Annotated in this window: 20 protein-coding genes and 2 riboswitches; of the genes, 12 read left to right on the top strand and 8 right to left on the bottom strand. The window is 68.3% G+C overall.

The features are described from left to right. Nucleotides 1–69: 69 nt before the first annotated feature. Nucleotides 70–1,551, top strand: coding sequence for an FGGY family carbohydrate kinase (locus tag PKKP23_RS29370; protein WP_240659180.1), 1,482 nt, complete (start codon nucleotides 70–72; stop codon nucleotides 1,549–1,551). Between the two features lie 49 nt (nucleotides 1,552–1,600). Continuing rightward, entirely contained in the window at nucleotides 1,601–2,395 is a 795-nt protein-coding gene (locus PKKP23_RS29365) for a glucose 1-dehydrogenase (protein WP_017778266.1), read from the top strand. Nucleotides 2,396–2,519: 124 nt separating this feature from the next. Here PKKP23_RS29365 and PKKP23_RS29360 read toward each other — a convergent pair whose 3' ends face one another. Beyond that, nucleotides 2,520–4,496, bottom strand: a complete 1,977-nt coding sequence (locus PKKP23_RS29360) for an acid phosphatase (protein ID WP_126879450.1) — start codon at nucleotides 4,494–4,496, stop codon at nucleotides 2,520–2,522. Nucleotides 4,497–5,179: 683 nt separating this feature from the next. Between PKKP23_RS29360 and PKKP23_RS29355 the strand changes: the two genes are divergently transcribed. Further along, nucleotides 5,180–5,476, top strand: a complete 297-nt coding sequence (locus tag PKKP23_RS29355; RefSeq protein WP_017778268.1) for a hypothetical protein — start codon at nucleotides 5,180–5,182, stop codon at nucleotides 5,474–5,476. Nucleotides 5,477–5,528: 52 nt separating this feature from the next. Here PKKP23_RS29355 and PKKP23_RS29350 read toward each other — a convergent pair whose 3' ends face one another. Genes PKKP23_RS29350 through PKKP23_RS29340 form a run of 3 tightly spaced genes read right to left on the bottom strand, consistent with a single transcriptional unit; the run spans nucleotide 5,529 to nucleotide 8,054 of the window. Beyond that, on the bottom strand, nucleotides 5,529–6,842 hold the full coding sequence (locus PKKP23_RS29350; protein ID WP_126879471.1) for a cobyrinic acid a,c-diamide synthase CobB: 1,314 nt from the start codon (nucleotides 6,840–6,842) through the stop codon (nucleotides 5,529–5,531). Nucleotides 6,843–6,861: 19 nt separating this feature from the next. Then, the gene (gene cobO / locus PKKP23_RS29345) at nucleotides 6,862–7,464 is read right to left on the bottom strand and encodes a cob(I)yrinic acid a,c-diamide adenosyltransferase (RefSeq protein ID WP_017778270.1); all 603 of its coding nucleotides are present in this window, start codon (nucleotides 7,462–7,464) and stop codon (nucleotides 6,862–6,864) included. Then, nucleotides 7,461–8,054: a cobalamin biosynthesis protein gene (locus tag PKKP23_RS29340; RefSeq protein WP_240659179.1), complete on the bottom strand. Its 594-nt coding sequence runs from the start codon at nucleotides 8,052–8,054 to the stop codon at nucleotides 7,461–7,463. The genes cobO and PKKP23_RS29340 overlap by 4 nt, the downstream gene beginning before the upstream one ends. Before the next feature lie 167 nt (nucleotides 8,055–8,221). After that, a riboswitch (cobalamin riboswitch) is annotated at nucleotides 8,222–8,503 on the top strand. A gap of 211 nt (nucleotides 8,504–8,714) precedes the next feature. Here PKKP23_RS29340 and cobW point away from each other — a divergent pair. From cobW to PKKP23_RS29320, 4 genes are read left to right on the top strand one after another with little or no spacing between them, the layout of a single operon-like run. After that, nucleotides 8,715–9,842: a cobalamin biosynthesis protein CobW gene (gene cobW / locus PKKP23_RS29335; RefSeq protein WP_126879449.1), complete on the top strand. Its 1,128-nt coding sequence runs from the start codon at nucleotides 8,715–8,717 to the stop codon at nucleotides 9,840–9,842. A 6-nt stretch (nucleotides 9,843–9,848) separates the two neighbouring features. Then, nucleotides 9,849–13,781: a cobaltochelatase subunit CobN gene (gene cobN, locus PKKP23_RS29330; RefSeq protein ID WP_126879448.1), complete on the top strand. Its 3,933-nt coding sequence runs from the start codon at nucleotides 9,849–9,851 to the stop codon at nucleotides 13,779–13,781. Nucleotides 13,782–13,807: 26 nt separating this feature from the next. Then, nucleotides 13,808–14,926, top strand: coding sequence for a magnesium chelatase ATPase subunit I (locus PKKP23_RS29325; RefSeq protein ID WP_126879447.1), 1,119 nt, complete (start codon nucleotides 13,808–13,810; stop codon nucleotides 14,924–14,926). Between the two features lie 56 nt (nucleotides 14,927–14,982). Further along, nucleotides 14,983–15,615 carry a vWA domain-containing protein gene (locus PKKP23_RS29320; RefSeq protein WP_126879446.1) on the top strand — a complete coding sequence of 211 codons (633 nt, stop codon included), beginning with the start codon at nucleotides 14,983–14,985 and terminating at the stop codon, nucleotides 15,613–15,615. A 66-nt stretch (nucleotides 15,616–15,681) separates the two neighbouring features. Here PKKP23_RS29320 and cobJ read toward each other — a convergent pair whose 3' ends face one another. The 4 genes from cobJ to cobG are packed head-to-tail and all read right to left on the bottom strand — an operon-like array spanning nucleotide 15,682 to nucleotide 20,483. Further along, on the bottom strand, nucleotides 15,682–17,607 hold the full coding sequence (gene cobJ / locus PKKP23_RS29315; RefSeq protein ID WP_126879445.1) for a precorrin-3B C(17)-methyltransferase: 1,926 nt from the start codon (nucleotides 17,605–17,607) through the stop codon (nucleotides 15,682–15,684). After that, nucleotides 17,595–18,353, bottom strand: coding sequence for a precorrin-2 C(20)-methyltransferase (locus tag PKKP23_RS29310; RefSeq protein WP_126879444.1), 759 nt, complete (start codon nucleotides 18,351–18,353; stop codon nucleotides 17,595–17,597). Before PKKP23_RS29310 ends, cobJ begins: the two co-directional genes overlap by 13 nt. Further along, nucleotides 18,350–18,976 carry a precorrin-8X methylmutase gene (locus PKKP23_RS29305; RefSeq protein ID WP_126879443.1) on the bottom strand — a complete coding sequence of 209 codons (627 nt, stop codon included), beginning with the start codon at nucleotides 18,974–18,976 and terminating at the stop codon, nucleotides 18,350–18,352. The genes PKKP23_RS29310 and PKKP23_RS29305 overlap by 4 nt, the downstream gene beginning before the upstream one ends. Beyond that, nucleotides 18,969–20,483, bottom strand: a complete 1,515-nt coding sequence (gene cobG / locus PKKP23_RS29300; RefSeq protein ID WP_126879442.1) for a precorrin-3B synthase — start codon at nucleotides 20,481–20,483, stop codon at nucleotides 18,969–18,971. The genes PKKP23_RS29305 and cobG overlap by 8 nt, the downstream gene beginning before the upstream one ends. 131 nt (nucleotides 20,484–20,614) lie before the next feature. Beyond that, a riboswitch (cobalamin riboswitch) is annotated at nucleotides 20,615–20,869 on the bottom strand. 98 nt (nucleotides 20,870–20,967) lie between these two features. On the opposite strand from cobG, the gene cbiE reads away from it, so the two are divergent. The 5 genes from cbiE to PKKP23_RS29275 all read left to right on the top strand — a co-directional run bounded on the left by cbiE (nucleotide 20,968) and on the right by PKKP23_RS29275 (nucleotide 26,668). After that, entirely contained in the window at nucleotides 20,968–22,230 is a 1,263-nt protein-coding gene (gene cbiE / locus PKKP23_RS29295) for a precorrin-6y C5,15-methyltransferase (decarboxylating) subunit CbiE (protein ID WP_126879469.1), read from the top strand. Then, on the top strand, nucleotides 22,230–23,333 hold the full coding sequence (locus tag PKKP23_RS29290) for a cobalt-precorrin-5B (C(1))-methyltransferase (protein ID WP_126879468.1): 1,104 nt from the start codon (nucleotides 22,230–22,232) through the stop codon (nucleotides 23,331–23,333). Before cbiE ends, PKKP23_RS29290 begins: the two co-directional genes overlap by 1 nt. Beyond that, nucleotides 23,330–24,067, top strand: a complete 738-nt coding sequence (locus tag PKKP23_RS29285) for a cobalt-precorrin-6A reductase (RefSeq protein WP_126879441.1) — start codon at nucleotides 23,330–23,332, stop codon at nucleotides 24,065–24,067. The genes PKKP23_RS29290 and PKKP23_RS29285 overlap by 4 nt, the downstream gene beginning before the upstream one ends. A 27-nt stretch (nucleotides 24,068–24,094) precedes the next feature. Further along, nucleotides 24,095–24,835, top strand: a complete 741-nt coding sequence (gene cobM, locus PKKP23_RS29280) for a precorrin-4 C(11)-methyltransferase (protein ID WP_126879440.1) — start codon at nucleotides 24,095–24,097, stop codon at nucleotides 24,833–24,835. 267 nt (nucleotides 24,836–25,102) lie between these two features. Beyond that, complete coding sequence (locus tag PKKP23_RS29275; RefSeq protein ID WP_126879439.1) at nucleotides 25,103–26,668, top strand: methyl-accepting chemotaxis protein; 1,566 nt, start codon at nucleotides 25,103–25,105, stop codon at nucleotides 26,666–26,668. The last annotated feature ends 70 nt before the right edge of the window (nucleotides 26,669–26,738 follow it).

Here is a 26,738-nt window from a genome sequence, read left to right as displayed (position 1 = left end):
ACCCCAGGCCCTCCAGCCTTGCCGCGCCCGCCAATAGCAAACAGTGTTGAAACTTCACGGACTTCGTCAATGTCCTCAATGCAATATGTGCTGGCCATCGACCAGGGCACGAGCGGCACCAAAGCGCTGATCTTCGACGCAGAGGGCACCGTTCGCGCGAAAGGGTTCGCGCCTGTGCGCTGCACGTACCCGCAGGCCGGCTTCGTCGAACAGGACCCGCACGCGCTGTATGGCTCGGTGCTCACGGCTGCGGCCCAATGCCTCGCGGCCTTCGATGGCGACGTCGGCGCACTCGCGGGCGTGGCCATTTCGAACCAGCGCGAAACGGCCGTGCTGTGGGACGCCGCGGGCGAGCCGCTCGCGCCCGCCGTGTCGTGGCAGTGCCAGCGCTCGCTTGGCATCTGCGAGCAATTGCGCCGCGACGGCATGGCCGCGCGCATTGCCGAGCGCACGGGGCTTTTGATCGACCCGTATTTTTCGGCGTCGAAACTGATCTGGCTGCGCGGCAACGACGCCCACGTGGCCCGCGCGATGGAGGCGGGCGAGGCGCGCTTCGGCACCGTCGATAGCTGGCTGCTGTTCAAGCTCACGCGCGGCGCGTCGTATCTCACGGACTACACCAACGCGTCGCGCACGATGCTGTTCAACCTGCACACGCTGAACTGGGATCGCGAGTTGATCGACGAATTCGGGCTTGCCGCGCTGCGGTTGCCCGACGTGAAACCTTCGGCGGCGGATTTCGGTTCGACGGACCTGGACGGCTTGCTGCCGAAGCCCATCCCTATCGTGGCGATGATCGGCGACTCGCATGCCGCCGCCGTGGGCGAAGGCTGCCTCTCGCCGGGCCTTGCCAAGGCCACGATGGGCACGGGCTCGTCGATCATGATGAACGTGGGGCCGCGGCCGCAGGCGCCTGTCGACGGCCTCGTCTCCACGCTCTGCTTCGGCGCGCGCGGACGCGTGGACTATGCGCTCGAAGGCATCGTGATCAGCGCGGGTTCCACGCCCGGCTGGCTCAAGGACAAACTGCGCCTCTTCGACGACTTCGCTGCCGCCGAGCAGGCCTTCAGCGAAGTCGATAACGGCGGCGTCTATTTCATCCCGGCGTTCTCCGGCATCGGCTGCCCGCACTGGAAGTACCCGGGCGGCGCGCAGATTGTGGGGCTCGACTTCTCGACGTCGTGGCAGCACGTGGTGCGCGCCGCGTACGAGTCCATCGTCTATCAGATCAAGGACGTGATCACCGTGATGGAACGCGCGGCGCAACTGCCGCTCGTGGAACTGTTTCTGGACGGCGGGCTCGTGCAGCGTCCGTTTCTCATGCAGTTTCTGGCGGACACGCTGGACCGCCCGGTGAGCACGCTCGAACTGACGGAAATTTCGGCGGCGGGCGCCGCGGCGCTCGGCCTGCTGCAGTTAGGCCTGACGAGCGAGCTGGGCGCGAACCGCGCGCAGCGCAAGGTGCTGCGACGCGTCGTGCCCGGCAGTGGCCGCGAGCAGGCGGCCAGGCATCACGCGCAATGGCTGCGCTGGATCGCGCGGCTCGAGTGAGGGCATCGGCACCCGCGGCATGGCCACTAACCAGCAAGGACAAACCCACATGAACGACGCAATCAGACGTTTCACGAACAAGGTAGTCGTGGTGACGGGCGGCAGCCGCGGCATCGGCCTCGGCATTGCGGAGCGCTTTGCGCGCGAGGGCGCGAAGGTGTGCCTGTGCGCGAACGAGAAACGCGTGTTCGACGCCGCCGCGCAACTGCGCGAGTCGGGCTTCAACGCCATCGCGGTAGAAGCCGATGTGACGGACAAAGCCGAGGTGAAGGCGCTTTACGACGAAGTGGCGGCGAAGCTGGGCGAGGTGGACGTGTCGGTGCAGAACGCGGGCGTCATCACGATCGCGAAACTGCAGGACCTCACGGAAGAAGAGTGGGACAAGATTCTCGCCGTCAACACCAAGGGCGTGTTCCTGTGCTGCCAGGAGGCAGCGGCACGCATGCTCGCAGGGGGAAAGCCGGGTCGTCTCATCAACACCGCTTCGGGCCAGGCGCGCCAGGGCTTCATCTATACGCCGCACTACGCGGCGAGCAAGTTTGGCGTGGTGGGGCTCACGCAGAGCCTCGCAAGAGAACTGGCGCCTACGGGCATCACCGTCAACGCGTTTTGCCCCGGCATCATCACGACGGAGATGTGGGCCTACAACGACGAGGCCTGGGGCAAGCTGCTGGGCGACTACCAACCCGGCGAACTCATGGCGGAATGGGTGAAGGGCATTCCCATGAAACGCGCGGGCAGCGGCGAGGACGTGGCGGGCCTCGTGGCGTTCCTCGCCTCCGGCGACGCGGCCTATATCACCGGACAAACCATCAACGTGGATGGCGGGATGTTCATGTCGTGAGCCGCGCCGGTGCCGGAAGGCAACAGTCGCGGCGGCGAGTGGGCGCGAGCAAAACGCGGCAGCTACCTTGCCGCGCTTGCATCCACCCTTTTCTTCGCCGCCGTTGCCGTGACGAAGCTCGGCCTCAACCGTCGATGCGCACTTCCACGCCGCCCGAGTTGTAGAGCGGCGTCACCTTGAAGCCGTCCACCACGACCGAATCGAAGCGCCCCTGCAACTGCGCGCTGTCGATCAGCGGCACGATGTCGCCCACCTTCGGCGCGGCGCCCGCCGCGAACTTCACGTGCAACGTGCCGCCCACAAAGGTGGTGAGCCCGGCCACGGCGAGCCGGCCCGTGTCGCCCGCGCCGCGATCCAGTTCGAGCGTGGCGTTCTTCAACTGCGTGTACTGACCGTTGATGCTCATGCGTGCGCCCGTGCGGACGACCACCGTGCCGCCGCTCGCGTAGACATCGCCGGCACCGAAGGCCTGCGGCGACGCGGCTACGAGCGTGCCGCCCTGCACCTCGGTGCCGCCGCTATAGCTGTTCGCGCCCGCCAGCGTGAGCGCACCCGTGCCCGCGAAGGTCAGCTTGCCGCTGCCGCCGATGTTGTTGCGCCACGTGTCGGCGGCGTTGAAGCCGCCCTGGGTGGCGTCCATCGTCACGCTCACGTTGCCGGAGAACTGGCCGTATCCGTCCGCCGCCGCGAACAGGTTGAGGCGGCCCCAGCCTTCGGCGTCGTCGAGCAGTGGGTAGCCCGAGGCGAGTTCGGTCGTTTTCAGCACGACGCGCCGCTGGTCCGCGCTGAGGTAGGGCAGGCGCGTTTCCAGCAGCACCTCGGCGCCCTTCGGCACGACGGGCGCCGCAGTGGTCGCGGCGATGGGCGTGAAGCCGTAGGTCAGGCGACGCAGATAGTTGGCCTTGTTGGTGGCGTAGTCGGCGAAGCGGTCTGTCGCCGTCGTGCCCGACTCCGCGAACGCCGGGAACGTAGCCGCCGTCGTGCCGGTGGCGGCGTAGAGCGTGGCATGCGCGAGCGGGACGGCGGTCTGCTTGAGCGTGGCGTTGGTCGGATCAGCGAGGTTCGCCGCGACCACGGCTTCGGCGAGTATGCGGCCGCCCATCACGTCGAGCGGCGAGTGCATGCCCGCGAAGATGCGGTTCTCGCCCAGTTCGAGCGCGCGGCTCAGCATTTCCTGGTAACGCTCGGGCACCACGTAGGCCATGGCGAGCGCATCGCGCATGGCTTCCGCGGCATGGCCGCTCGGGAAGCCGCCGTCCGTTGCGGGCGTGGTGCTTTCGGCCGGCACGAGCGTGGGCGCGACGACGACACTCGAACTCCAGCGGTACGGCCGCTCGTACTTGTAGAAACGCTTCGCGGGTTCCGTGGAGCCGTTCGTGCCCATCGCGTTGACGAGGTCCACCACGGCGCCGAACTGCGCATTCGCGCTACCGCCCACGCCCGTGTTGTTGCCGCTGTCGTTGTAGAGCGTCGTGGTGGCGTCGGCGGGAATCGTGGTGATGCTCGTGGTCTGCTGCGCAGCGGTGCGCCATGCGGTGGTGAGCGGACCCATGCCGTCCGTGACGCTGTAGCCTTTGCCGCGGCGGTCGTCGAAGTAGGCGGCTGAAGCCTGGGCCGCGGTGCGCTGCGTGGTGGCGCCCACCACGTACTGGATGTTTGCGTTGAGCACCGTGGGGTTGAGCGCGGTGCCGTTCGGCGTGCCGTCGTTCGGCAGGCCGGTCCACGTCGACGCGGTGATGGCGGGGAAGCTGCCGACAGCGGGCGCGTTCACGCCGGCGTCCACGAGGTCCGTGAGCGGTTGCCAGAGCGTGCGAAAGCCGTTCAGCACGCGCACGCCGGCGTTCGTGCTCATCGTGGCGTAACGCGCGTCGCCGCGCTGGTTCGTGGCCGCGTTGTCGACGAAGGCGAGCACGTTGGCCTGCACCGGCGCGCTGTCGACGAAGCCCGGGTCGGCCGGCGGCGAGGGCACTTTCGCGACGGTGGCGGGCGGCGCGTTGTCGCTCACCCCGCCGCCGCCGCAGGCAGCGACGAGGAACGAGACGGCGACGGCCATGGCGAAAGCGTGAGGCGAAACGAAGCGTGGCGTGCGGTGCACGGGCATGGTGTGATTCCCGGGTCGTTGTCAAGAAAGCGAGCAAGATACGGTCGCTTTATGAAAGATTCGAGAAAGGCACGAGAAACATTGAATAAGACGAGGGCTAGAAGGCGTAAAAGTGTAATGGCAGATGACTGAAATGGCGTCGAATCTGCTCAGAATATGGGATGGGTCTCTTATATGACAATTCGGTTAAACGCATTAAGGAAAGGCGTTAAATGCGCGGGGCAGTGGGACGGGAAAGACGTCATTTGTCTGCCTCTATTTGCGGGCGTCGACGCGACGTGGCGGATGGGGTGGGCTTCAAGCGATCACATCGGCAACCCGTGCTGCGATTCGGCTTGCCGTGACCGTGAACGAACTGCGCGCTATTTCCGCGGCTTATTCGTTTTGTCGGCGTTTTGTCGGTTGCAGGTAATAGCGTTATAGCGCCCGATACTCCGGCAGCGATTGTCATTCAGGCGACGTTCGGCTGTCACGCGATTTACGCATTGCGATTGCCCAGCCTTGCTTCTCTTGGGCGCCATGAACTCACGTCTGATATAGGCGCATATCGACAAAGCGATCTGCTGCGAATAATCCGCCGCAGATTCGCCTGCTCATGCGATTGAAGCCGCTGGTCCCGGCGCGTCAATTCTTTTCGCCACGCGTTTTCTGGCGACCTACACTGTGCTGCATGGGAGGAAGAAATGCAGCGCGTCTATCAATATCGGGGCTATGAAATTACCGTCGAGGCGGACAGCTTGCCGGACGCCATCGTCGGTGGGACGGTGCTGGTCCGAACGGGCTATCTCGCCATCGTGAGCGTGCGGCACGAAATGTCGTCCCGAGCGTTTCCCGCATGGAACTTGTCCGACGATAACGACCGGCCCTTCGACAGCGCCAGCACGGCGCTGATGGCCGGCTTCACCGCGGGGCAGCGCTTCGTGGACGACGTGTTCGCGGGCCGTCAAGGGCGCGACCAGGTGGATGGGCTCGACGCCTGATCAGGCGTGGGCCGTGGGGCGTGGGGCCCGAGGCGTATCGCGGTGGCAGCCGTCAGACCGCCTCACCGCGAAATAGCGCAGCGACCAGCGCCGGATTCGACGGCCAGTAACCGTGCATATAGGTCGCGAAGATCGACCCATGCCGCCACACCGGTTCGCCTTGCGCATCGCTTTGCACATGGCGCGTGTAACGCAGCGGCGTAAGCGCCGTCGTCATGCGCGAGTAGTGGAACGTGTGCCCGTTGAGCGTGCCGTGTGTCGTGTCGAGCGCCTGCATGCCGAGCGCCGCGAGCCGCGCCTGCATCGTGGCATGGCCGGGCAGCAGACCGAGCATGGGCGTCGATTCACCGTTCACGTCAGTGAGCGTTTCCAGCAAATACAACATGCCGCCGCATTCCGCGACGATCGGCTTGTTCTTTGCCGCGTGCTCGCGAATGGATGCCGCGGTGCGCGCCGCCTTGTGCATATTGCCCGCCAGCGTCGCGGCGTGCAGTTCGGGATAACCGCCCGGCAGATACAGCGCGTGAGCGCTGGCAGGGACGGGCTCGTCCGCGAGCGGCGAAACGAAGCTCACGTGCGCCCCCAGCGCTTCGAGCAGCGCGAGGTTCGCGGGATAGATGAACGAGAACGCGGCATCGCGTGCCACGGCAATCTGCAGGCCGGCGAGCAGCGGCGGCAACGTCTCGCGCGGCTCGGCCGCGAATTCGATGGCGGGTGGCAACTGCGCCAGCGCGGTATCGGCCAGTGCATCTGCGGCGCGTTCGATGCGTGCTTCGAGGTCGTCTATTTCATCGGCTTGATGCAGGCCCAGATGCCGGTCGGGCAGGGCCATCTCCGTGGCGGGCGCGACGTGGCCGAGCCAGCGAAGATCGTTGGGTAGCGCGCTTTCCAGCATCTGCGCATGACGTGCCGAGCCAACGTGGTTCGCCAGCACGCCGTAAAAGGGCACGTCTTTCCGAAAGCGTGCGAGGCCGAAGGCGATGGCGCCAAAGGTCTGCGCCATCGCCTTCGCGGAAATCACGGCGGCCACGGGCACGTTGAAGGTGGCGGCGAGGTCGGCGCTGGATGGCGTGCCGTCGAAGAGCCCCATCACGCCTTCGATCAGGATCAGGTCGGCTTCGCGCGCCGCCTCGGCCAGCAGTTGACGGCAGGCCGTTTCGCCCACCATCCAGAGGTCCAGCGTCTGCACGGGCGCGCCGCTCGCGCGGGCGAGAATCATCGGGTCGAGAAAGTCCGGGCCGGTCTTGAAGACGCGCACGCGCCGGCCAGCGCGCCGGTGCAGGCGCGCGAGGCCAGCCGCGATCGTGGTCTTGCCCTGGCCTGAAGCCGGCGCGCTCACGAACAGCGCGGGGCAGCGCGGCGGCATACCGGGTAGATGCGGCACTTCAGAACTCCACGCCGCGCTGGGCCTTCACGCCCTGCTCGCGATAAGGGTGTTTGACGAGCCGCATTTCGGTGACGAGATCGGCGGCGTCGATGAGCGCATCCGGCGCATGGCGCCCCGTCACCACGACGTGCAGGCTCGGGTCGCGCGCTTGCAGCACGCCGAGCACTTCGTCGAGCGGCAGGTATTCATACTTCAGCACGGTGTTCAGTTCGTCGAGAATCACCATGCAGTATTCGCCGCTCTCGATCATGCGCACGGCCTCGTTCCAGCCCTTGCGCGCGGTGGCGATGTCGGCGTCGCGATTCTGCGTGTTCCAGGTGTAGCCGTCGCCCATGGTCACGAAATCGCACTGCGGGTGAGTGCCGAGGAAGTCGCGCTCGGACGTGTGCAGCGCGCCCTTGATGAACTGCACGACGCCAAGGCGCTGACCGTGCCCCAGCATGCGCACGCCCATGCCGAAGGCGGCGGTGCTCTTGCCCTTGCCGTTGCCGGTATGCACGATCAGCAGGCCCTTTTCGACGGTGGCCGCCGCCTGCTTCTTCTCGTGCCCTTCGCGGCGCCGTTGCGTCATGCGCTGATGCGCGTCGGGATCGGTCTTCATGGTGTCCTCATGGGTGGCTGATTGGGGCTGTGCCGGGATGCGTGCGCGTCGGCAATGGCGACTGTCACACCGTCGCAGGCGCGTTTCGCTGCGACGAGCCGGCCGCCTCGCGCCGCGAGCAGCGCGCACGGCTCGCACACGGCTGCTACGCCGACATGGTCGAGCGCGGCGGGCGAACGGGCGAGGTCAGGGTGCTCACGCAGGCAGGCGGCGATCTCGTCTGCGGAAAAAACCTTCAGCGGCAACGCGTGGCGATGGCAGAACGCAAGCAAGGCGGGCTCGTGCGCTTTCGAGTCGAGGGTGGCGAGGCAGGCGACGTGTTCGCCGATATGCGTTGAAGCGCGGTGTGCAGCGTCATCATCGTCTGCTACATCGCGCAGCGCCGCTTGCACCGCGGCTTCGATCTGATCGAGCGACACGCCTCGCCGGCAGCCGATGCCGAGCACGAGCGAGCGGCCCGAGCGGTGGGTGGCCGCGCGGTTGGCGGCATCGGTGGCTTGGGTGGCATGCGTGGCATCGGCGTCGCGAACCGGCTGTGCGGTTTGCGCGTTCGCGGCGGTCAACGAATCCGGCATTGCGGTGCGGCTCATGCTGGGTTGAATCGACTGGGTTGGATAGGCCCGCGCCCATCCGCAGGCGGGCGCATACGATAGCACAGGCCCCTCGCACAGGCCGCCGACCCAAGCCCCTCACCCAGGCCGCTCACCCAGGGCCTTTGCAGCCGCCGGGCTTCCTTGACGCAGCCTGCCGTGGCACCTACACTCCGTGGCGATCTGGTGCTCGCGCGCGCGTTCCTTGCGCGCGCAGTTAAACGGGAAACAGCGGTTCGCCGTCTATTGACGCACGGTCCGAACCAAACTGTGCTGCCCCCGCAACGGTAAGCGAAAGCATCGCGACATGCGATGCGGAGCCGGCTTCGATGTATGCGCGCAAGGCCGCGCATGCAGACAACCACTGCGCGAGAAACAACATCACTCGCGTGGGAAGGTGAAGCGGCGCTTTCGCCAGCCCGGATACCGGCCAGAGCGAAGAGTGGGCGCTGCGGGTGAGCGGCGTTCCGCTGGGTCGGCATCGTTATGCGCATGCCGGCCGTTGCTCAATCGGCTCGACCCGCCAGGGCGCCTGACTGCTTTCCAGCGTGGCTTCTTTTGCTTCGGCAAGTCAGGTTGCTTCATGCACCTTCCATGCGACGCGTGAGGCGCGCATCGTGCGGCGTGGCACGGCCACTACCTGAACCATCGAGGCCCCGCATGTCAGAACTCATGCGCAAGATTCCCGTGACCATCGTCACCGGCTTTCTCGGCAGCGGCAAAACCACGCTGCTGCGTCACATTCTTCGCGAGGCCAACGGCCTGCGCATCGCCGTCATCGTCAACGAGTTCGGCGAACTCGGCATCGACGGCGAAATACTGAAGGGCTGCGGCATCGGCTGCGATGAAGGCGACAGCGAAGGCGGCAACGGGAGCGAAGGCCAGCTCTACGAACTCGCGAACGGCTGCCTGTGCTGCACGGTGCAGGAAGAATTTTTCCCCGTGATGGAAGCGCTCGTGGAGCGGCGCGCGCAGATCGACCACGTGCTGATCGAAACGTCGGGGCTCGCGCTGCCCAAGCCGCTCGTGCAGGCCTTCAACTGGCCTTCGATTCGCAACAGCTTCACCGTGGACGCCGTCGTGACGATGGTAGACGGACCCGCCGCCGCGAGCGGCCAGTTCGCCGCGGACCCGAACGCCGTGGACGCGCAGCGCCGCGCCGATCCGAATCTCGATCACGAGTCGCCGCTGCACGAACTGTTCGAAGATCAATTGAGCGCTGCGGACCTCGTCGTGCTCAACAAGACGGACCTCATCGGCGAAGCGGAGCAGGCCGCCGTGGAGGCGCTGATTCGCGAAGAACTGCCGCCGCACGTGAAGATTCTGCGCGCGCAGGGCGGTCAGCTTGCGCTGCCCGCGTTGCTCGGGCTCGCGGCGGCGTCCGAAGCCACCATCGATCAACGTCCCGACCATCACGGCTCGTCGAACGATCCCGACCATCACCATCACGACGACTTCGATTCGGTCGTCGTCACGGGTGCGCCGGCCACGCGCGAGGCGGCCATTGCGGCGCTGGGCGCGCTCGTGGAACGTCACACCATCTACCGCGCGAAGGGCTTCGCCGCGCTGCCCGGCGCGCCGATGCGGCTCGTCATTCAAGGCGTGGGCCGGCGCTTCGACAGCTACTTCGACCGCCGCTGGCGTGAGGATGAAATGCGTGACGAAATGGGCCATCAGGCGCGCACGAGCCGCTTCGTCCTGATTGGCGAAGACCTCGATCAGGCCGTGCTGCAAGCAGCGTTCGACGCGGCGCTGGCCTCCGTCACCGCCGAAGCCACGGGACGCTAGACCGCCATGCATCTGCTGCGCACCGTACCCGGCGGTTTCGTCGACGACACGGCGGGCGTGATCCGCATCGACCAGCGTCCGGCCGACATCGTCGTGCTCAGTTCGGCCGACACCACGCTCTCGCTGCTCGCGAGCGTGATCGAACGCATGGGGCCGGGCTTTCCGAGCCTGCGGCTCGCGAATGTCGCGTTCCTGCGCCAGCCCGCGTCGGTGGACTTCTATATCGACGACGTGTTGCAGCATGCGCGCGTGGTCGTGGTGGACCATCTGGGCGGCGAAGCGTATTGGCCTTACGGCATCGAGCGCGTGGTGGAACTCGCGCAGCGCAAGGGCCAGACGCTGGCGATGTTTTCGGGCGATTTGCAGGAAGACCCGAATCTCATTGCGAGAAGCACCGCCGACGCCGCGCTGTGCCGGCAACTGTGGCGCTATCTGCGCGAAGGCGGCCTCGCGAATGCCGAAGGCTTCCTGCGCGCCATCGCCTGGCACGCGCTGGGCTGGGGCCGCGAGCCCGCGCCGCCCGTGCCGCTGCCCGCTGCGATGCTGTACTACCCGGCGAATCCCGCGAATGAGGCCCGCACGGCGGCAACCCTGCCGACGGTCGCAGACTGGCAGGCCCGCTGGCGCGAAGGCGCGCCGGTGGTCGCGCTGCTCTTCTATCGCGCGCACGTGCAGGCCGCCAACACGGCCGTGTTCGATGCGCTGATCGAAGCGCTCGAAGCACGCGGCATGAACCCGTTGCCCATCGCCGTGACGTCGCTGAAAGATGCGATGAGCCGCGACGTCGTCGCGCAGCTGTGTGCCGACCATGGCGTCGCGCTCGTGCTCAATACGACGGCGTTCGCGGCGTCGTCGCTGGATGACCCCGCTGCCCCTGCATCGCTCGCGCTCACGGGCGACGCGCCCGTGTTCCAGGTGATTCTGAGTTCGGGCAATCGCGACGACTGGCTCAAAGACAACCAGGGTCTGCATTCGCGCGACATCGCCATGCACGTCGCGCTGCCCGAGGTGGACGGGCGCATCGTCACGCGTGCCGTGAGTTTCAAGGGCTTCGCGTGGCGCTGTCCGCATACCGAAGTGGACGTGGTGCGCTATCAGCCCGACGCGGAACGCGTGGCGTTCGTGGGCGAGTTGAGCCGGCGTTGGTGCAGGCTGCGCAGCTTGCCGAACGGCGACAAGCGCGTGGCGCTCGTGCTCGCCAACTACCCGATGAGCGAAGGGCGCATCGGCAACGGCGTGGGGCTCGATACGCCGGCGTCGGTGGTGGGCATTCTGCAAACGTTGCTTGCCGAAGGCTATCGCGTGGCCGAAGTGCCCGCAAACGGCGCCGCGTTGATGGACCGCCTGACCGAAGGCGTAACCAACGACCCCACCGTGCGCGACCTGCGTCCCGCCTTGCAGAGCCTTGCGCTCGACGACTACCTCGCGCACTTCAACGCATTGCCCGCCGAGGTGCGCGACGCGCTGAACGCACGATGGGGGGCGCCCGAGCAGGACCCCACGGTGCGCCGCGGCCGTTTCATGATCGCGGGATGGCGCTGCGGCCACGTGTTCGTGGGCATTCAGCCCTCGCGCTCGCGCGAGGCTGCGGACTACGCGAGCTATCACGACGCCGACCTCGTGCCGCCGCACGCGTATCTCGCGTTCTACTTCTGGCTGCGCCACACGTTCGGCGTGGACGCGATCGTCCACGTGGGCAAGCACGGCAGCCTCGAATGGCTGCCCGGCAAGAGCGTGGCGTTGAGCGAGCAGTGCTGGCCCGACCTCACGCTGGGGCCCACGCCGCATCTCTATCCGTTCATCGTCAACGACCCCGGCGAGGGCAGCCAGGCGAAACGGCGCGCGCATGCGGTGATCGTCGATCATCTGATGCCGCCGCTCACGCGCGCCGAAAACTACGGGCCGATGCAGGACCTCGAACGCCAGGTCGACGAATACTACGAGGCGCTGATGGTCGACGCGCGGCGCGCGAAGCTGCTGCGCGCAAGCATTCTCGAGACCATCGTGAAGCACAGGCTGCACGAGGAACTGAGCGTCGCAAAACCGCGCGGGGCGGACGAGGAAGACGCGCTGCTCGTGCGCGTGGACGCATGGCTCTGTGAGCTGAAGGAAGCGCAGATTCGCGACGGCCTGCACGTGTTCGGCCATTCGCCCCAAGGGCGCGAGCGACGCGACACGCTGCTCGCGCTCGCACGCTTTCCTGCCGGCGACGGCCAGGGCGCGAACGCGGGCTTGATCGATGCGCTCGCGAAAGATCTCGGCATCGCTGATTGCTTCGATCCGCTGACGGCGGAATGGTCGACACCGTGGACCGGCCCGCGGCCCGCGTGGCTCGAAGCCGTGAGCGATGCGCCGTGGCGCCACAACGGCGACACCCGCGAGCGACTGGAGCAACTGGCGGCGGTGTTGCTCGGAGGCGTCTGCGAAGCGACGGCGGGCGATGCGGCTGAAGGGATTGATGCGGCAGAAGCGGCAGAAGCGGCAGAAGCGGCTCGCGCGGATGCGGGGCCATCCCGCCTTGCCGGTTTGCTCGATGCCGCGCAAGCAGCAACCGCCTTGCCGCTCGCGACCCAGGTGCTGCACCGTCTGCGCGACGACGTGCTGCCGCGTCTCGACGCCTGCGGCAGCGAAGAATTGCGCCAGCTCACGCGCGGTCTGGAAGGCCGCTTCGTGCCGCCGGGCCCCAGCGGCTCGCCGTCACGCGGCCGCCCCGATGTCCTGCCCACGGGCCGCAACTTTTATTCGGTGGATACGCGCGCCATTCCCACTCAGGCCGCGTGGGCGCTCGGCGTGAAGTCGGCGCGCCAGTTGGTGGAGCGGCATCTTCAGGAGCACGGCGACTATCCGCGCGCCATCGGTCTCTCGGTCTGGGGCACGGCGACCATGCGCACGGGCGGCGACGACATCGCCCAGGCGCTGGCGCTCATCGGCGTGCGGCCGAAGTGGGCGGCGGGCAGCCATCGCGTGACGGACTTCGAGATTCTGCCGGCGGGCGCGCTGGAGCGTCCGCGTATCGACGTCACGCTGCGCGTGTCGGGCTTCTTCCGCGACGCGTTTCCGAACGTGATGCATCTGTTCGACGCCGCCGTGCAGGCCGTGGCGGATCTCGACGACGAGCCCGAGGACGTGAACCCCATTCGCGCGCGCGTGTTGCGCGAGCGCGACGCGTGGATCGCACGCGGGCTCGACGCGCAGGAAGCCCGCCAGCGGGCCGGCTGGCGCGTGTTCAGCGCGCGGCCCGGCGCCTACGGTGCGGGCTTGCAACAGATGATCGACACGCGCCAGTGGCAGACCGACGAAGACCTCGCCGAAGCGTATCGCGCCTGGGGCGGCTACGCGTACACGCAGACGGGCGCGGGCGAAGCCGCGCACGGCGCGTTCGCTACGCGGCTTGCCACCATCGACGTCGTGCTCCAGAACCAGGACAACCGCGAGCACGACGTGCTTGATTCGAACGACTACCACCAGTTCCACGGCGGCATGACGGCGGCTGTCCGTCATTTCGCGGGACAGCAGCCGCAGGTTTATCACGGCGACCACAGCAACCCGGCCGCACCGCGCGTGCGTCCGCTCGCCGAAGAGATAGCGCGCGTGATCCGCTCGCGTGTGGTCAATCCGAAGTGGCTGGACGGCGTGAAGCGCCACGGCTACAAGGGGGCCGCGGAAATCGCCGCGACCGTGGACTACCTGTTCGGCTACGACGCGACCGCACGCGTCGTCTCGGACCATCAATACGCGCTGGTGGCGGACGCCTACGTCAACGACGCCGACACGCGCGCTTTCATGCAGCAGCACAATCCGCACGCGCTGCGTTCGGTGTGCGAGCGGCTGATCGAGGCGATGGACCGCGGCCTGTGGCAGGCGCCCGGCGAACGGCGCGCGCAGATCGAAAGCCAGTTGCTCGCCATCGACGAGCGCATTGAAGAGAGGTCATCGTGAACGCATCCGCTGAATCTGTGCCCGGCATGTTGCCGCGATCCTATCCGTTCAGTGCCCTCGTCGGCCAGACCGCGTTGCGCGAAGCGCTGTTGCTCGCCGCCGTGGACCCCGGCGTGGGCGGCGTGCTGGTGAGCGGGCCGCGCGGCACGGCGAAATCGACGGCGGCGCGCTCGCTGGCCGAACTGCTGCCCGAGGGCCGCTTCGTCACGCTGCCGCTCGGCGCGACCCAGGAGCGGCTCGTGGGCTCGCTCGACCTGAACGAAGCGCTGCGCGGCGGCAGCGTCACGTTTTCGCCAGGCTTGCTCGCGCAGGCGCATCACGGCGTGCTGTACGTGGACGAGGTGAACCTGCTCGACGACGCGCTCGTGGACGCCGTGCTCGACGCCGCCGCAAGCGGCGTGAACGTGGTGGAGCGCGACGGCGTGTCGCACAACCACGCGGCGCGCTTCGTGCTGATCGGCACCATGAACCCGGAAGAGGGCGAACTGCGCCCGCAGTTGCTGGACCGCTTCGGGCTCATGGTCGAACTCGACAACTGCTTCGATGTGGCCGCGCGGCAGCAGATCGTGAAGACGCGGCTCGCATTCGACGCGGACCCCGATGCGTTTTGCCGCGCCTATGCCGACGAGCAGCAAGCCGTGGCGCAACGCATTCGCGAGGCACGTGAAGCGCTGCCCGCGCTCGCCTTCGATGACGCGATTCACGCCGACGTGAGCGCGCGTTGCATCGAAGCGGGCGTGGACGGCTTGCGTGCCGACCTCGTCATGTTGCGTGCAGCCCGCGCGCTGGCCGCGCTGGAGCGCGCCACGGCCATCACGACCGCACACGTGGACCGCGTGGCGCCCGCGGTGTTGCGGCATCGGCGACGCGAGGAGGAGGGCGGGCAACGCGGCGAGCGGGCTGCATCGCCTGGCTCGTCGTCTGCACCGCGAGGTGACACGGCTGGCGCCGCTCACGAAGAGAAAGGCCGTTCCACAGAAGGCGGCGACGTTCGTCATGGATCGCCGCCGCACACGGCAGCGGCGCAACCCGACGCCGGAACGCCGAGCCCGGGCGGCGAGCGCGACTGGGGCTACCTTGCGCCCGAGCACACGGACATCGCCAACGTGAAGGGCGTGATCCCGCTGTCCGTAAAAAAACGCTGAGCCATCGGAAAGGCGCCGCCGCTGACTCGCGCAGCGGATTCCGATGGCCGGGTGAAGTGGGCGTGAGCGCACGGCGCGATGGCGGACCTCGCACGAGCATCGGCACAGGCAGCAGCACGCGCATCGCGTGGCCCGCCACCTTCGCGCGCAAGCGCAACGCGCCGCTGCGCGCGGACCATCTGCGCTACGTGCGCCAAACCGCGGAGCGCGGCGAGTTGCATTGCTTCGTGCTGGACTGCTCGGCGTCGATGCTGGGCGGCGAACGTTTCGCGCTCGCCAAGGGCCTGCTGGTGCGCTGCTTCGATTCCGCGGCGCGGGCACGCGTCGAGGTGGCGCTGGTCTCTTTCGGCGGTGTGCGCGCTGACGTGCGCTTCGGTCCGGGCGTGCCGCGCTGGTGGAACGAACGATGGCTCGCGCCCGTGGGCGGCGGAGGCGGAACGCCTTTCGCGCTCGGCCTGCGCACAGCGGGCCAGGTGCTTCAGCGTGCCGCGCGCAGACAACCGGCACAGCACCGCGCGCTCTGGATTCTCACCGACGGCCGCAGCAGCGAACGTCCCGCGAAGCCGGCCTGGGCCGATCGCATCGTGTTCGTGGACTTCGAGCGCGAGGTGCCGGCGCTTCAGGTTTGCGGCCGGCTCGCGCAGGCGTGGGACGCGGAGTGGGTGCGGGCGCAAGCGCTGACCGGATGAGGTGAGCGGCGAGCAGGGCGCGGCAGACCGGTCACGACTGAAAAAAGCCGGCGCACCAACCCGCCCTTACGCCTCATACCACCGCGGCGTATAGATCCACTCGCCGTGGGGGCCGCCTGCCACGCCGCGCGTGGTCGACGACCCGACGATCACCATCGTGCGCATGTCCACCTGATCGGCGCGCAAGGCGCCCAGCGTCGTCGTGACGAGCGTGGCGCCGGGCCGGCCGATGTCGCGGCCCAGCACCACGCGCGTCTGCGGCGCGCGGTAGCCGCGCACGATGTCGAGCGCGCGGTCGAGCTGCCAGGGCCGCGCGCGGGAAATCGGGTTGTAGAACGCCATCACCAGATCGGCCTCGGCGGCGTGGCGCAGCCGTTGCTCGATGATGCGCCAGGGCTTGAGGTTGTCCGAGAGCGAGAGCATGCAGAAGTCGTGGCCCAGCGGCGCGCCTGCCTGTGCCGCGGTGGCCATCGCCGCCGAAACGCCCGGCACGATGGCGAGCGCTACCTTGCGCCAGCGCGGGTGGTCGGCGGTATCGAGCGCTTCGAGCACGGCGGCTGCCATCGCGAATACGCCGGGGTCGCCGGACGAGACGATCGCGACGCGCCGCCCCTCGCTCGCGAGCGCGAAGGCGTGGCGCGCGCGCTGAAGCTCTTCGCGGTTGTCGGTGGGATGCACGCGCTGATCGTCGCGGAACGGGCCGGCCATGTTCACGTAGGTCGCATAGCCGAGGATGTCGGTGGCCTCATGGAGCGCCGTGCGTGCGGCCGGCACCATCAGTTCGGCGCTGCCGGGGCCCAGACCCACCACCGTCACGCGTCCGCGCGCCGCACCTGGCAGAGCCGCCGCAACGGGTCGCGACGCGACGGCGAGGGCAATGCCGTTGTGGTGCGTATGGATTTCGTGAGGCACGCGCAACGCTGTGCGGAGCAGTTGTCCGGCGCGCTCGTGAGGCGCGCTGCCTTGCTCCGTTGCGTCACCGGCGGCGCTAAACCGCAGCGGCACGCCCAATGAGCGCGCCGCTTCTTCGAGGGCGTTGTCGTCCATGCGCTCTTCAGGCGCGAGCAATGCGGCGAGTGCAAGCGGTGCCAAACCTTGCGCGCGCAGCGCCTCGTGAACGCGGTGCACGATGGAGGCGGCCTTGGTGATTGGCGTGCCGGTCGAGTCGGGTTCGCCATCGGAACCGGAACGGCTGTTGAGGCCGGGTGCTGCGATTGAGTGGTCGGCCGAGTCCAGATGGTTCTCTTCGCCGCTCGTGTTGTTCTTCGCCGTCAGGTCGTGCGCGCCGTTCTTCGCTGCGCCATCGTTGCAGGCCGTATGCGCGCTATCCGGCGCGTTCAAATCCCCTACGGCCGCCACCACACTCTTCGGATGCACCACGAGTTCATCGCGCCGTTCGTCCGGTACCTGGGCCGTCACGCGGATCGTGAGCCGCGCGGATGCGTCCACCGGCAACGGCACGCCGTCGAGCCACGGCGCTTCGCCTTCGATGCGCGCATGCTCGCCCGCCAGCAGATCGGAGACGAAACGCTTGCCTTGTTCGAGGCTCGCGAGCGCGTAGCCTTCCGGCGGATTGAGCAGGCAGGTGCCGAAGCGCAGTTCGCCGCTCGTCGTGATGGCGGGCGCTACGCCGAGCGCCGCGGCGATCTCGCGCGCCATCACGTTGACGCCCGCAAGTCCGCCCAGCAGCGGCACGACGGCGCTGCCGTCTTCGGCCACGGCGAGCACGGGCGGCTCGCTGCCCTTGTTCGCAAGCGCGGGCGCGAGGCTGCGAATCACGATGCCCGCCGCGCACAGCGCCACGATGGGCGTGCCCTGCGCGTAGAGCGTGCGCAGATGGACGCCGAGTTCGGTGAACGCCACGTCGGCATCCACGCGCGCGTGCAGCCCGTGCAGTTGCGCGCCCGCGTAGCTCGCCTGAATGCGTCGCGCGGTGTCGAGCGCCCCCGGCCCCAGCACGACGATCGCGGGCGGTGCGCTTACCCTTGCCATTTTTCCCCCGGCACGACGAGCAGCGAAAAATACGGCGACGCCATGGGGTCCACGTCGGCGAGCGGCACGATGCGCTGGTTCGCCATCGTGGCGCGCTCCACGTAGAGCGCACGGCTGCCGAGACCCAGTTCATCCAGCACGCGCCGCACCTTCTCGAAGTTCCGGCCCAGTTTCATGACGACGGCCGCATCGGCGTCCTTGAGCCTGCGGCGCAGTTCGTCTTCGGGCAGCACGCCGGAGAGCACCGAAAGGCTCTGGTTGCGATAGACGAGTGGCGCGCCCAGCACCGCCGCGCCGCCCAGCATCGAACAGACGCCGGGCACCACGTCTACGTCGAAGTGGGGCGCGAGGCGGTCGTGCAGGTACATGTACGAGCCGTAGAAGAACGGATCGCCTTCGCAGATCACGGCCACGTCGCGGCCTGCATCCAGATGCGCGCTCACCACGGCGGCGGCCGTGTCGTAGAAGTCCGCGATGATGGCTTCGTACGACAGCGGTGGCGCAAGCGTTTCGGTCGTTACGGGGTAGATGAGGGGCAACTGGATCTGCTCGTGGGCGAGGTGCGCTTCGACGATGCTGAACGCGTTGCCCTTCTTGCCCTTCGCGACGAAATACGCGACCACGGGCGCGGCCTTGAGCAAACGCAGCGCCTTGAGCGTGAGCAGCTCGGGGTCGCCGGGGCCGACGCCGATGCCGTAGAGTCGCCCGCGCTGTGTCGTGCGCTCTGTCGTCCTCTGTGTCGTCATTCAGCCTCCGAGGCGAGCGCGTTCACGGCGGCCGCGGCCATCGCACTGCCGCCGCGCCGGCCTGCCACGATCACGTAGGGCACGCCGCGGCTGTCGGCGGCGAGCATTGCTTTCGATTCGGCGGCGCCCACGAACCCCACCGGAAAGCCGAGAATCAGCGCGGGCCGCGGCGCGCCCGCGTCGAGCATGTCGAGCAGATGGAAGAGCGCCGTAGGCGCATTGCCGATGGCGACCACGCTGCCTTCCAGATGAGGACGCCACAGTTCGAGCGCCGCAGCCGAGCGCGTGTTGCCAAGCTCGCGTGCCAACTGCGGCACGGCCGGGTCGCCGAGCGTGCAGAGCACCGGGTTCGCCGCGGGCAACCGCGCGCGCGTGACGCCTTCGGCCACCATGCGGGCGTCGCAGAGAATCGGGGCGCCGCGCTTGAGTGCCTCGCGCCCCGCCGTGCCGGCGCCCGGCGAAAACTTGAGCGCTTCGACGATATCGACCATGCCGCACGCGTGGATCACGCGCACCGCGAGCTTTTCGAGGTCGGGCGGGATGCGGGAGAGATCGGCCTCGGCGCGTATCGTCGCGAAAGACTCGCGGTAGATGGCCTGGCCGTCGCGGACGTAATCAAGCATGGGAAGAAACTCCGGCGTCCGGGCGTGCCGCGTGAAGGATGCGGGCAGCCTGGTCGAGGGTGAGGTGGGCAGCGAGGCGTTCGCCGAAGCGCGGGTGTTCGAAGCGCGGGCTTTCGGGGCGCAAGGCCAGGTCAAAAGCTTCGTTTTCATCGGAAGGCGCTTGCGCGGCCGCCTGCTCGATGCGCCGATAGACGTCGTAGCGTCCCGGTTCCACCGCCAGCAGCGTATAGGGCGCGCAGTGCGCGGCGGCGCACGAGCGCACGCAGCCGCTCAGGTGGACTTCCACGTTCATGTCCGCGGGTAGGTGCGGCGCGAGCACGAGGGCATCGGCTTTCGTGTCGGCATGCGCCTTCACGCAGCCCGGTGAGCCGGCGCACGCGACGAGCCTTGCGAGCGGATGCCGCGCGTCCTGGATCAGTCCGAGTGCATCCAGCCCACGTTCGACCTGCGCTAGCGCGGCCGCTTCGAGGTCGGGCAGCAGCAGGCCTTGCCACGGTGTGGCGCGCAGTGTCGCGTGGCCGTGCTTTTCGGCGACCTGTTCGGCCAGCCGCGCGAGTTCGTGCAGCGCGGGCGCATCGAGCCGACCGAGCGGCGGCTGGGCCCCCACGTACCAGCGTTCGCCATCGCGTTGCCGATGCGCGCCGAATCGCAGCGATGCATCGGCCGGCTGGCGGCGCCACGCGTCGACGGCGGCGTCACGGTGCAACGGAAAATCGATACGGCGTGCCAGGTGTTCGAGCAGCGCGGCCTCGCCGTGGGAGGCGACGAGATGGCGCATGCGCGTGTCGTCGGGGCCGGCGAGGTCGAGAAAGAGCGTGAGCAGCGCGCGAACCAGCGCGGGCACGTTGGCCGTCTGCACGGCGGCCAGTGCGCAGCGCTGCGTGCACGAAGGCTTGCCCGCGAGGCCGAACGCAAACCACGTTTCGTCGGCATGTTGTTCGGGCGCGATGGCCGAGAGCCAGATGTCGTGCGGATGATCGAGCGCCGCGAGCTGCTCGCCACCGTCGAGCAGCAACGCGAACTTCGGCGAGAGCGCCGCGAAACGCGGCTCGCCTTCCAGCAGCGCGAGCACTTGCGCGGCGAGCGGACGCGTGTCGATGAGCGCGCCGGCATCGCGGCCCGCGGTGGGACTCACCATCACGTTGCGCACGTCGTCGGCGGCAGCGAGGCGCGGGGTCAACGACGGAGCGTTGCATGACGCGTCGGACGCAAAGGGCGACGCGCCCGGCAGTTGCCGCGGCCCGAGCCCCGCCGCGAGCAGCCGCGCGATCAACGCGGCCTCGTGACCGGCCCGCACACCGCGTAGTTGCACGTTGGACCGGTTCGTCAGTTCGATCACGCCGGAAGCGTGTTCGCTGGCCGCCTCGGCAATCGCGACGGCCTGCGCGGCGAGCAGTTCGCCGCCGGGCAGCTTGATGCGGCACAACCCGCCGTCGCGTGCGCTCACGATGCGCGTAAGCGCGGGACAGGCGGAAGGCCGAAGCGAAAGAGAGAAATCGTGGCTCAATGCGCAGCGCTCGTTCAGTGAAATCGGTGAGAAGGCTCAACGAAGAATCAGGCGTCGCGCTGCGGCCAGGTGCGCTCCCTGCGTGGCGAGGAGAGCACGCTGCACCGGTGCACCCCGCCCGGTGTTGGCTTGCACGAACGTTCTTGCCGGCAGGTCTCCTGGCTCGCAGCTTGCCGGGTTGCCTCATGGACGACGCACGAAAAAACGCGTTGAACACCATGTGCGACCCGGCGTCCGTGCTGGCCTTCCCGGTGGATCGGCTGGCTTGCCCGATCGTCCAGTGGCGCGTGGCGGCGCGGACTTTCTGCTCACAGTTGCGGGGGCAGCCACAGCTTTGCTGTGTTCCCTTTTCAGCCCCGTAGGGCACCGGCGAGGCGGTATTATCCTCTTTTTTGCGACGGGCACGACCCCGTGGCGAGGCCGCATGGAAGCCCGAACAAGCGAAGGCGAGGCGGCACTGATCAAGCTCAAAGGAAACGATGCGATGCCGGCCTGGCTGACGGTGGTGGGGGTAGGGGAAGACGGGTTTGCCGGGCTCGGCCGGGCCGCGCGGCGCGCGTTGCTTGAAGCAGATGTGGTGGTGGGTGGCGAGCGGCACCTCGCCATGCTGCCCGCGCGCATTGGGGCTCAACGCGAGCCCTGGCCCTCGCCGTTTGACATTGCGCCGGTGCTCGCGCGTCGCGGCAAGCCGGTGTGCGTGCTCGCGAGCGGCGACCCCATGCTCTACGGCGTGGGCGCCACGCTCGCGCGTGCATTGCCCGCCGACGAATGGCGCGTGCTGCCGGCGCCGTCGTCGCTTTCGCTCGCGGCGGCGCGGCTCGGGTGGGCGTTGCAGGAAGTGGCGGTGGTGTCGCTGGTGGGCCGCCCGCTTGCGGCACTGAATGCACATCTTCACGACGGCGCGCGCATCTTCGTGCTGAGCCGCGACGGCGGCTCGCCGGCCGCCATCGCGGCGCTGCTGTGCGAGCGCGGTTTCGGTGCCACGCGCATGCACGTGTTCGAGCATCTGGGCGGCGATCGCGAACGGCGCATCGACACGCTCGCAACCGCCTGGCAGACCGATGAAGCAAAGGACGTGGCCGCGCTCAACGTCGTAGCCCTCGCATGCGAGGCCATGCGCGCGCATTCGTTGCCGCTCACCTGCGGTCTTCCCGACGACGCTTTTCTCAACGACGGCCAGCTCACCAGGCGCGACGTGCGCGCCATCACACTCGCGCGTCTCGCGCCGCGTCCCGGCGAACTGCTCTGGGACGTGGGCGCGGGCAGCGGCTCGATCGGTATCGAATGGATGCGCGCGCATCCCGCATGTCGTGCCCTTGCTATCGAAGCCGATGCGGGGCGCCAGCGTTTCATCGAGCACAATCGCGACGCGCTCGGCGTGCCCGGGCTCGTGCTGGTGGCGGGCCGTGCGCCCGATGCGCTGGCCGGCTTGCCGGCACCCGATGCCGTGTTCATCGGCGGCGGCGTGACCGTGCCCGGCGTGCTGGAGGCGTGCTGGTCGAACCTGCGCGAAGGCGGCCGGCTCGTGGCCAACGCGGTGACGTTGCAGGGCGACGCTGCGCTCGTGGCGTGGCGCGACCGTTGCGGCGGCACGCTCACGCGCATCGCACTCAACGAGGCGCTGCCGCTGGGCAGCTTCGACACATGGCGGCCGGCGCTACCGGTCACGCTCTACGAAGTCACGAAGCCTTTACCCCCTTTACCCCATGACGGCGGCGCGACCGCTCGCAACGGCGAGCAACGATGATGCGCGACGAAACGTCTGAAACGCCGCGGCCACTGCGCAGCGGCTACACCACGGGAAGCTGTGCGACGGCAACGTCGCTCGCGGCGGCGCGTCTGCTGCTGGGCGGCGAGACACGTGATGTGGCTGAAATCGTCTTGCCGAAGGGGCAGCACGTTGCGATGAGGCTCAAGTACTGCCGCTTCGTGAACGGTCATGATGGCGCCGAGGGTGCCGAAGCCGGCACCGTGAAAGATGCCGGCGACGACCCCGACGTCACGCACGGCGCAGTGGTCTTCGCGCGCGTGCGATTGAGCACGGAACCCGGCGTGCGCTTTCACGCGGCGCCCGGCGTGGGCACCGTGACGCGCGCCGGGCTCGTCGTGCCCGTCGGCGAACCTGCGATCAATCCCGTGCCGCGCCAGATGATGCGCGACCACCTCGCGCAACTCGCGGCGCAGTATGCGTACACGGGCGGCTTCGAGGTGGCGATCGGCGTGGAAGGCGGCGAGGCTCTCGCGCTCAAGACCATGAACCCGCGGCTCGGCATCGTGGGCGGGCTCTCGATTCTCGGCACCACGGGTATCGTGCGGCCGTTCTCGTGCTCGGCCTACATCGCGTCGATCCATCAAGGTATCGACGTGGCGCGCGCCAACGGCATCACGCATATCGCCGCCTGCACGGGCAACGCCAGCGAAGACGCCATGCGTCGCCGCTACGGCCTGCCCGACATGGCGCTGATCGAAATGGGCGACTTCGCGGGCGCCGTGCTCAAGCATCTGCGTCGCGCGCCCGTCGCCCGGCTCAGCCTGTGCGGTGGATTCGGCAAGTTGAGCAAGCTCGCCGCCGGGCACCTCGATCTGCACAGCCGGCAGTCGAGCATCGATTTGCCGCTGCTCGCGCAATGGGCCGCCGAACACGGCGCGAGCGACGAACTGCAGGCCGCGATGCGCGCGTCCAACACGAGCCAGCAGGCGCTCGCGCTTGCGCAGGCAGAGGGCATCGCGCTGGGGGACATCGTGTGCCGCGAGGCGCTCGAGGTGGCGCGCGGCATCGTGCCGCCCGAAGTCGCCGTGGAAATGTTCGCCATCAACCGCGAGGGCCGCTTCGTCGGCGAAGCACGATGAAGCGCCTGTTACTGCTCGGCGGAACGGGCGACGCGCTCAGGATCGCGCGAGGTCTGGCGCGCGACGACGTCTATAGCCTCGTGGGACTCGGCAAGGTGCCCGGCGATCTGGCATGCCAGGTACGCGTGGGCGGCTTCGGCGGCAGCGACGGGCTCGCGCGGTATCTGCGCGAGCAGCGCATGGACCTCGTGGTCGATGCTACGCATCCGTACGCGGCGAACATCAGCGGGCATGCGGTCGCGGCGTGCCGCACGGCTCGCGTGCCGTGCTGGGCGCTGCGGCGTTCCGCATGGCAGCCGGGGCCGCACGACGACTGGCGTTTCGTGCGCAACTGGTCCGAACTGATGGCGGCGCTCGCGCCGTTCGCGCGGCCGCTCTTCACCTCGGGGCGCGAGCCGCTCGCGCGTCTCGACGAAATTCCCGCGCATCAATACTGGACCGTGCGCTGCCTCGACGCGCATGCCGGCAACGCGCGTTGCCGCGTGATCGGCGCGCGCGGTCCGTTCACGTTGGAAGGCGAGCGCGCGTTGTTCGACGAGTGCGGCACCGATGTCGTGGTCAGCAAGAACAGCGGTGGCGTCGCGACCGAAGCGAAGCTCGACGTGGCGCGCGAACGCGGCTTGCCGGTGATCCTGCTGCAGCGGCCTACGCTGCCCGAAGCGGACCGCGCGTTCGACGACGCAGCAGCGCTGCTCGACGCCATCCGCGCATGGCGCGCCGCGCACCGGCGGTAATCCGACGAATCATCACGGAGCGAACGAATGACGGTGTACTTCATCGGTGCGGGGCCAGGCGACCCCGAACTCATCACGGTCAAGGGGCAGCGGCTCGTGCGCAGTTGTCCCGTGATCCTGTATGCGGGGTCGCTCGTGCCGCCCGCCGTGCTCGCGGGCAACACGGCTGAACGCGTGGTCAATACGGCGGATCTCGATCTCGATACGATCGTCGCGCTGCTCGCCGAGGCGCATCGAAACGGGCAGCACGTGGCGCGCGTGCATTCGGGCGACCCGTCGCTCTATGGCGCGATCGGCGAGCAGATTCGCCGCATCCGCGCGCTCGGGATTCCATACGAAATCGTGCCGGGCGTGACGGCGACGGCGGCGTGCGCGGCGGCGCTCGGCTGCGAACTCACGTTACCCGGCATCTCGCAGACGCTGATTCTCACGCGCTATGCAACGAAGACCGCGATGCCCGAGGGCGAGCAACTAGGCGACCTCGCGCGTCATCGGTCCACCCTGGCGATTCATCTGGGCGTGCGTCACATTGCGCGCATCGTCGACGAACTGCTGCCTCACTACGGTGCGGACTGCCCCGTCGCGGTGATCTACCGCGCGAGCTGGCCGGACGAGGAACGCGTGACGGGCACGCTCGCCGACATCGCGGGGAAAGTCGGGCAGACCGACATCGAACGCACGGCGCTGATTCTCGTGGGCCGCGTGCTGGCTGCGGAAGGCTTCGCCGATTCGTCGCTCTATGCCAGGGCGCTGACCGGCGGTCAATGAAGGTTGGGCAGGGCGCCAACGCATCTCGCCGACGCATCTGACTGAGCCCAGCCCGTGCGCCGCTGGCGCAATTCGTCATATCCATGTCGGATGCGCGCAAAATTTCCTGACGTGTTCTGACGTCATCCCGATTGGGCCCCGCGATCAATCGTTCGACACGCGTTCGATTCCTCGTTCGATTGCCGGGCGCCACACGCAGCTCGTTCATCCGAACCGGGGTATCCCGCGCCCAGCCGGCATGCGCCGGCTGGCGCCTCAGGGCACGTCATGCGAAAACAACTCACCATCCGCGGCGGGCTGGCCGCGACCATCGGCGGCTATACCGTCCTGCTCATGCTCGTCGTGGGCGCCTGCATCGCCGGGCTCTATGCGGGCAACGCCTCGCTCGAAGCCATGTATCGCGACGATACGGCCGCGCTGCTGCATCTGAAAACCAGTTCCGAACGCATGCTCGTGCTGCGCGGCGCGCTGGGCGACGTGGGGCAGATGCTGAGCGCGGGGCAGCCGGCGAAAGAGGCGATTGCGCGGCTGCATGAACTGCTCGCGCAAAGCAATGCGGAACTCGACGCCTACACACGCCTGCATGCGGCCGACGCGGCGGAACAGGCGCTCGTCGCCACGCTGCAGCAACACCGCCAGGCGCTGCTCGATCAGGTGGTCACGAAGGCGCTCGCGCAGCTCGATCAGGACGACACGTTCAATTTTCTCCAGACCCAGCGCGAGATGCCGCCCGCGCTTTTCGCGTCCTACCAGCAGGCCATCGGCGCGCTCGAAGACTTCCAGGTGGCGCGCGAAAAAGCCCGCTACGAAGCGGCGGATGCGCGCCTGCGCAAGCTTGTGGGCGGCATGGCGGCCGTGGCGCTCTTCGCGCTCGTGATCGGCGTGGTGGCGCAGCGCGCGCTCGCAAAGGCGGTGGTGGGGCCCATTCATCTCGCGGTGGATCACTTCCAGAAGATCGCGCAGGGCGATCTCACCGCTCACGTGGTGGCGACGCGCCGAAACGAGATGGCGTATCTGCTCGACGCGCTCAAGCAGATGCAGACGGGGCTCGCGAAGACGGTGCTGCAGGTGCGCACGAGCGCACACACCATCGTGGGCGACGTGCGCGCGATTGCGAGCGGCAACGTCGACCTTTCCGCTCGCACGGAACAGCAGGCGGTTTCGCTCCAGCAAGCGGCCGCGAGCGTCGAGCAACTGACGGCGGCGGTGCGCCAGAACGCCGACAACGCGCGCGACGCGCGCAGCCATGCCGCGGGCGCCGCAGATCTCGCCTCGCGCGGCGGCGATGCCATGCAGCGCGCCGTATCGACGATGGGCTCGATTTCGGAGAGCGCGTCGAAGATCGCGGGCATCGTGAGCGTGATCGAAAGCATCGCGTTCCAGACCAACATCCTCGCGCTCAACGCCGCGGTGGAGGCGGCGCGCGCGGGCGAGCAGGGCCGGGGCTTCGCCGTGGTCGCGGCCGAAGTGCGCGGGCTCGCGCAGCGCTGTGCATCGGCGGCCAAGGAGATCAAGGAACTGATCGGCGACTCGACGCAGCGGGTGGAGGACGGCAGCAAGCTCGTCACACAGGCGGGTTCGACCATGAGCGCGCTCGTCGATGCGGTGGCGCGCGTGAACACGATCATGAACGAGATCAGCCTCGCCTCCGACGAACAGTCCGCCGGCATCGAGCAGGTGAACGCCACCGTGACGCAGATGGAGCAGACGATGCAGCGCAACGCGGCGCTCGTGGAGGAAGCATCGGCGGCGGCGCTCTCGCTGGAAGCGCAGAGCGCGCGGCTCTATGAGGCCGTCGCGCAGTTCAACGTGCGGGACGAGGCGATGGCGTGAGCGCATAGGTGCACGGACGCGTTCAGCGGCCTGCAGCGATTCCGGTTAACCTGTGCGCCTCACGCTGCGC

The sequence above is a fragment of the Paraburkholderia kururiensis JCM 10599 = LMG 19447 genome, from assembly GCF_003986935.1.
Taxonomy (GTDB): Bacteria; Pseudomonadota; Gammaproteobacteria; order Burkholderiales; family Burkholderiaceae; genus Paraburkholderia; species Paraburkholderia kururiensis.
This window is presented reverse-complemented; position numbering and strand designations above follow the sequence as displayed.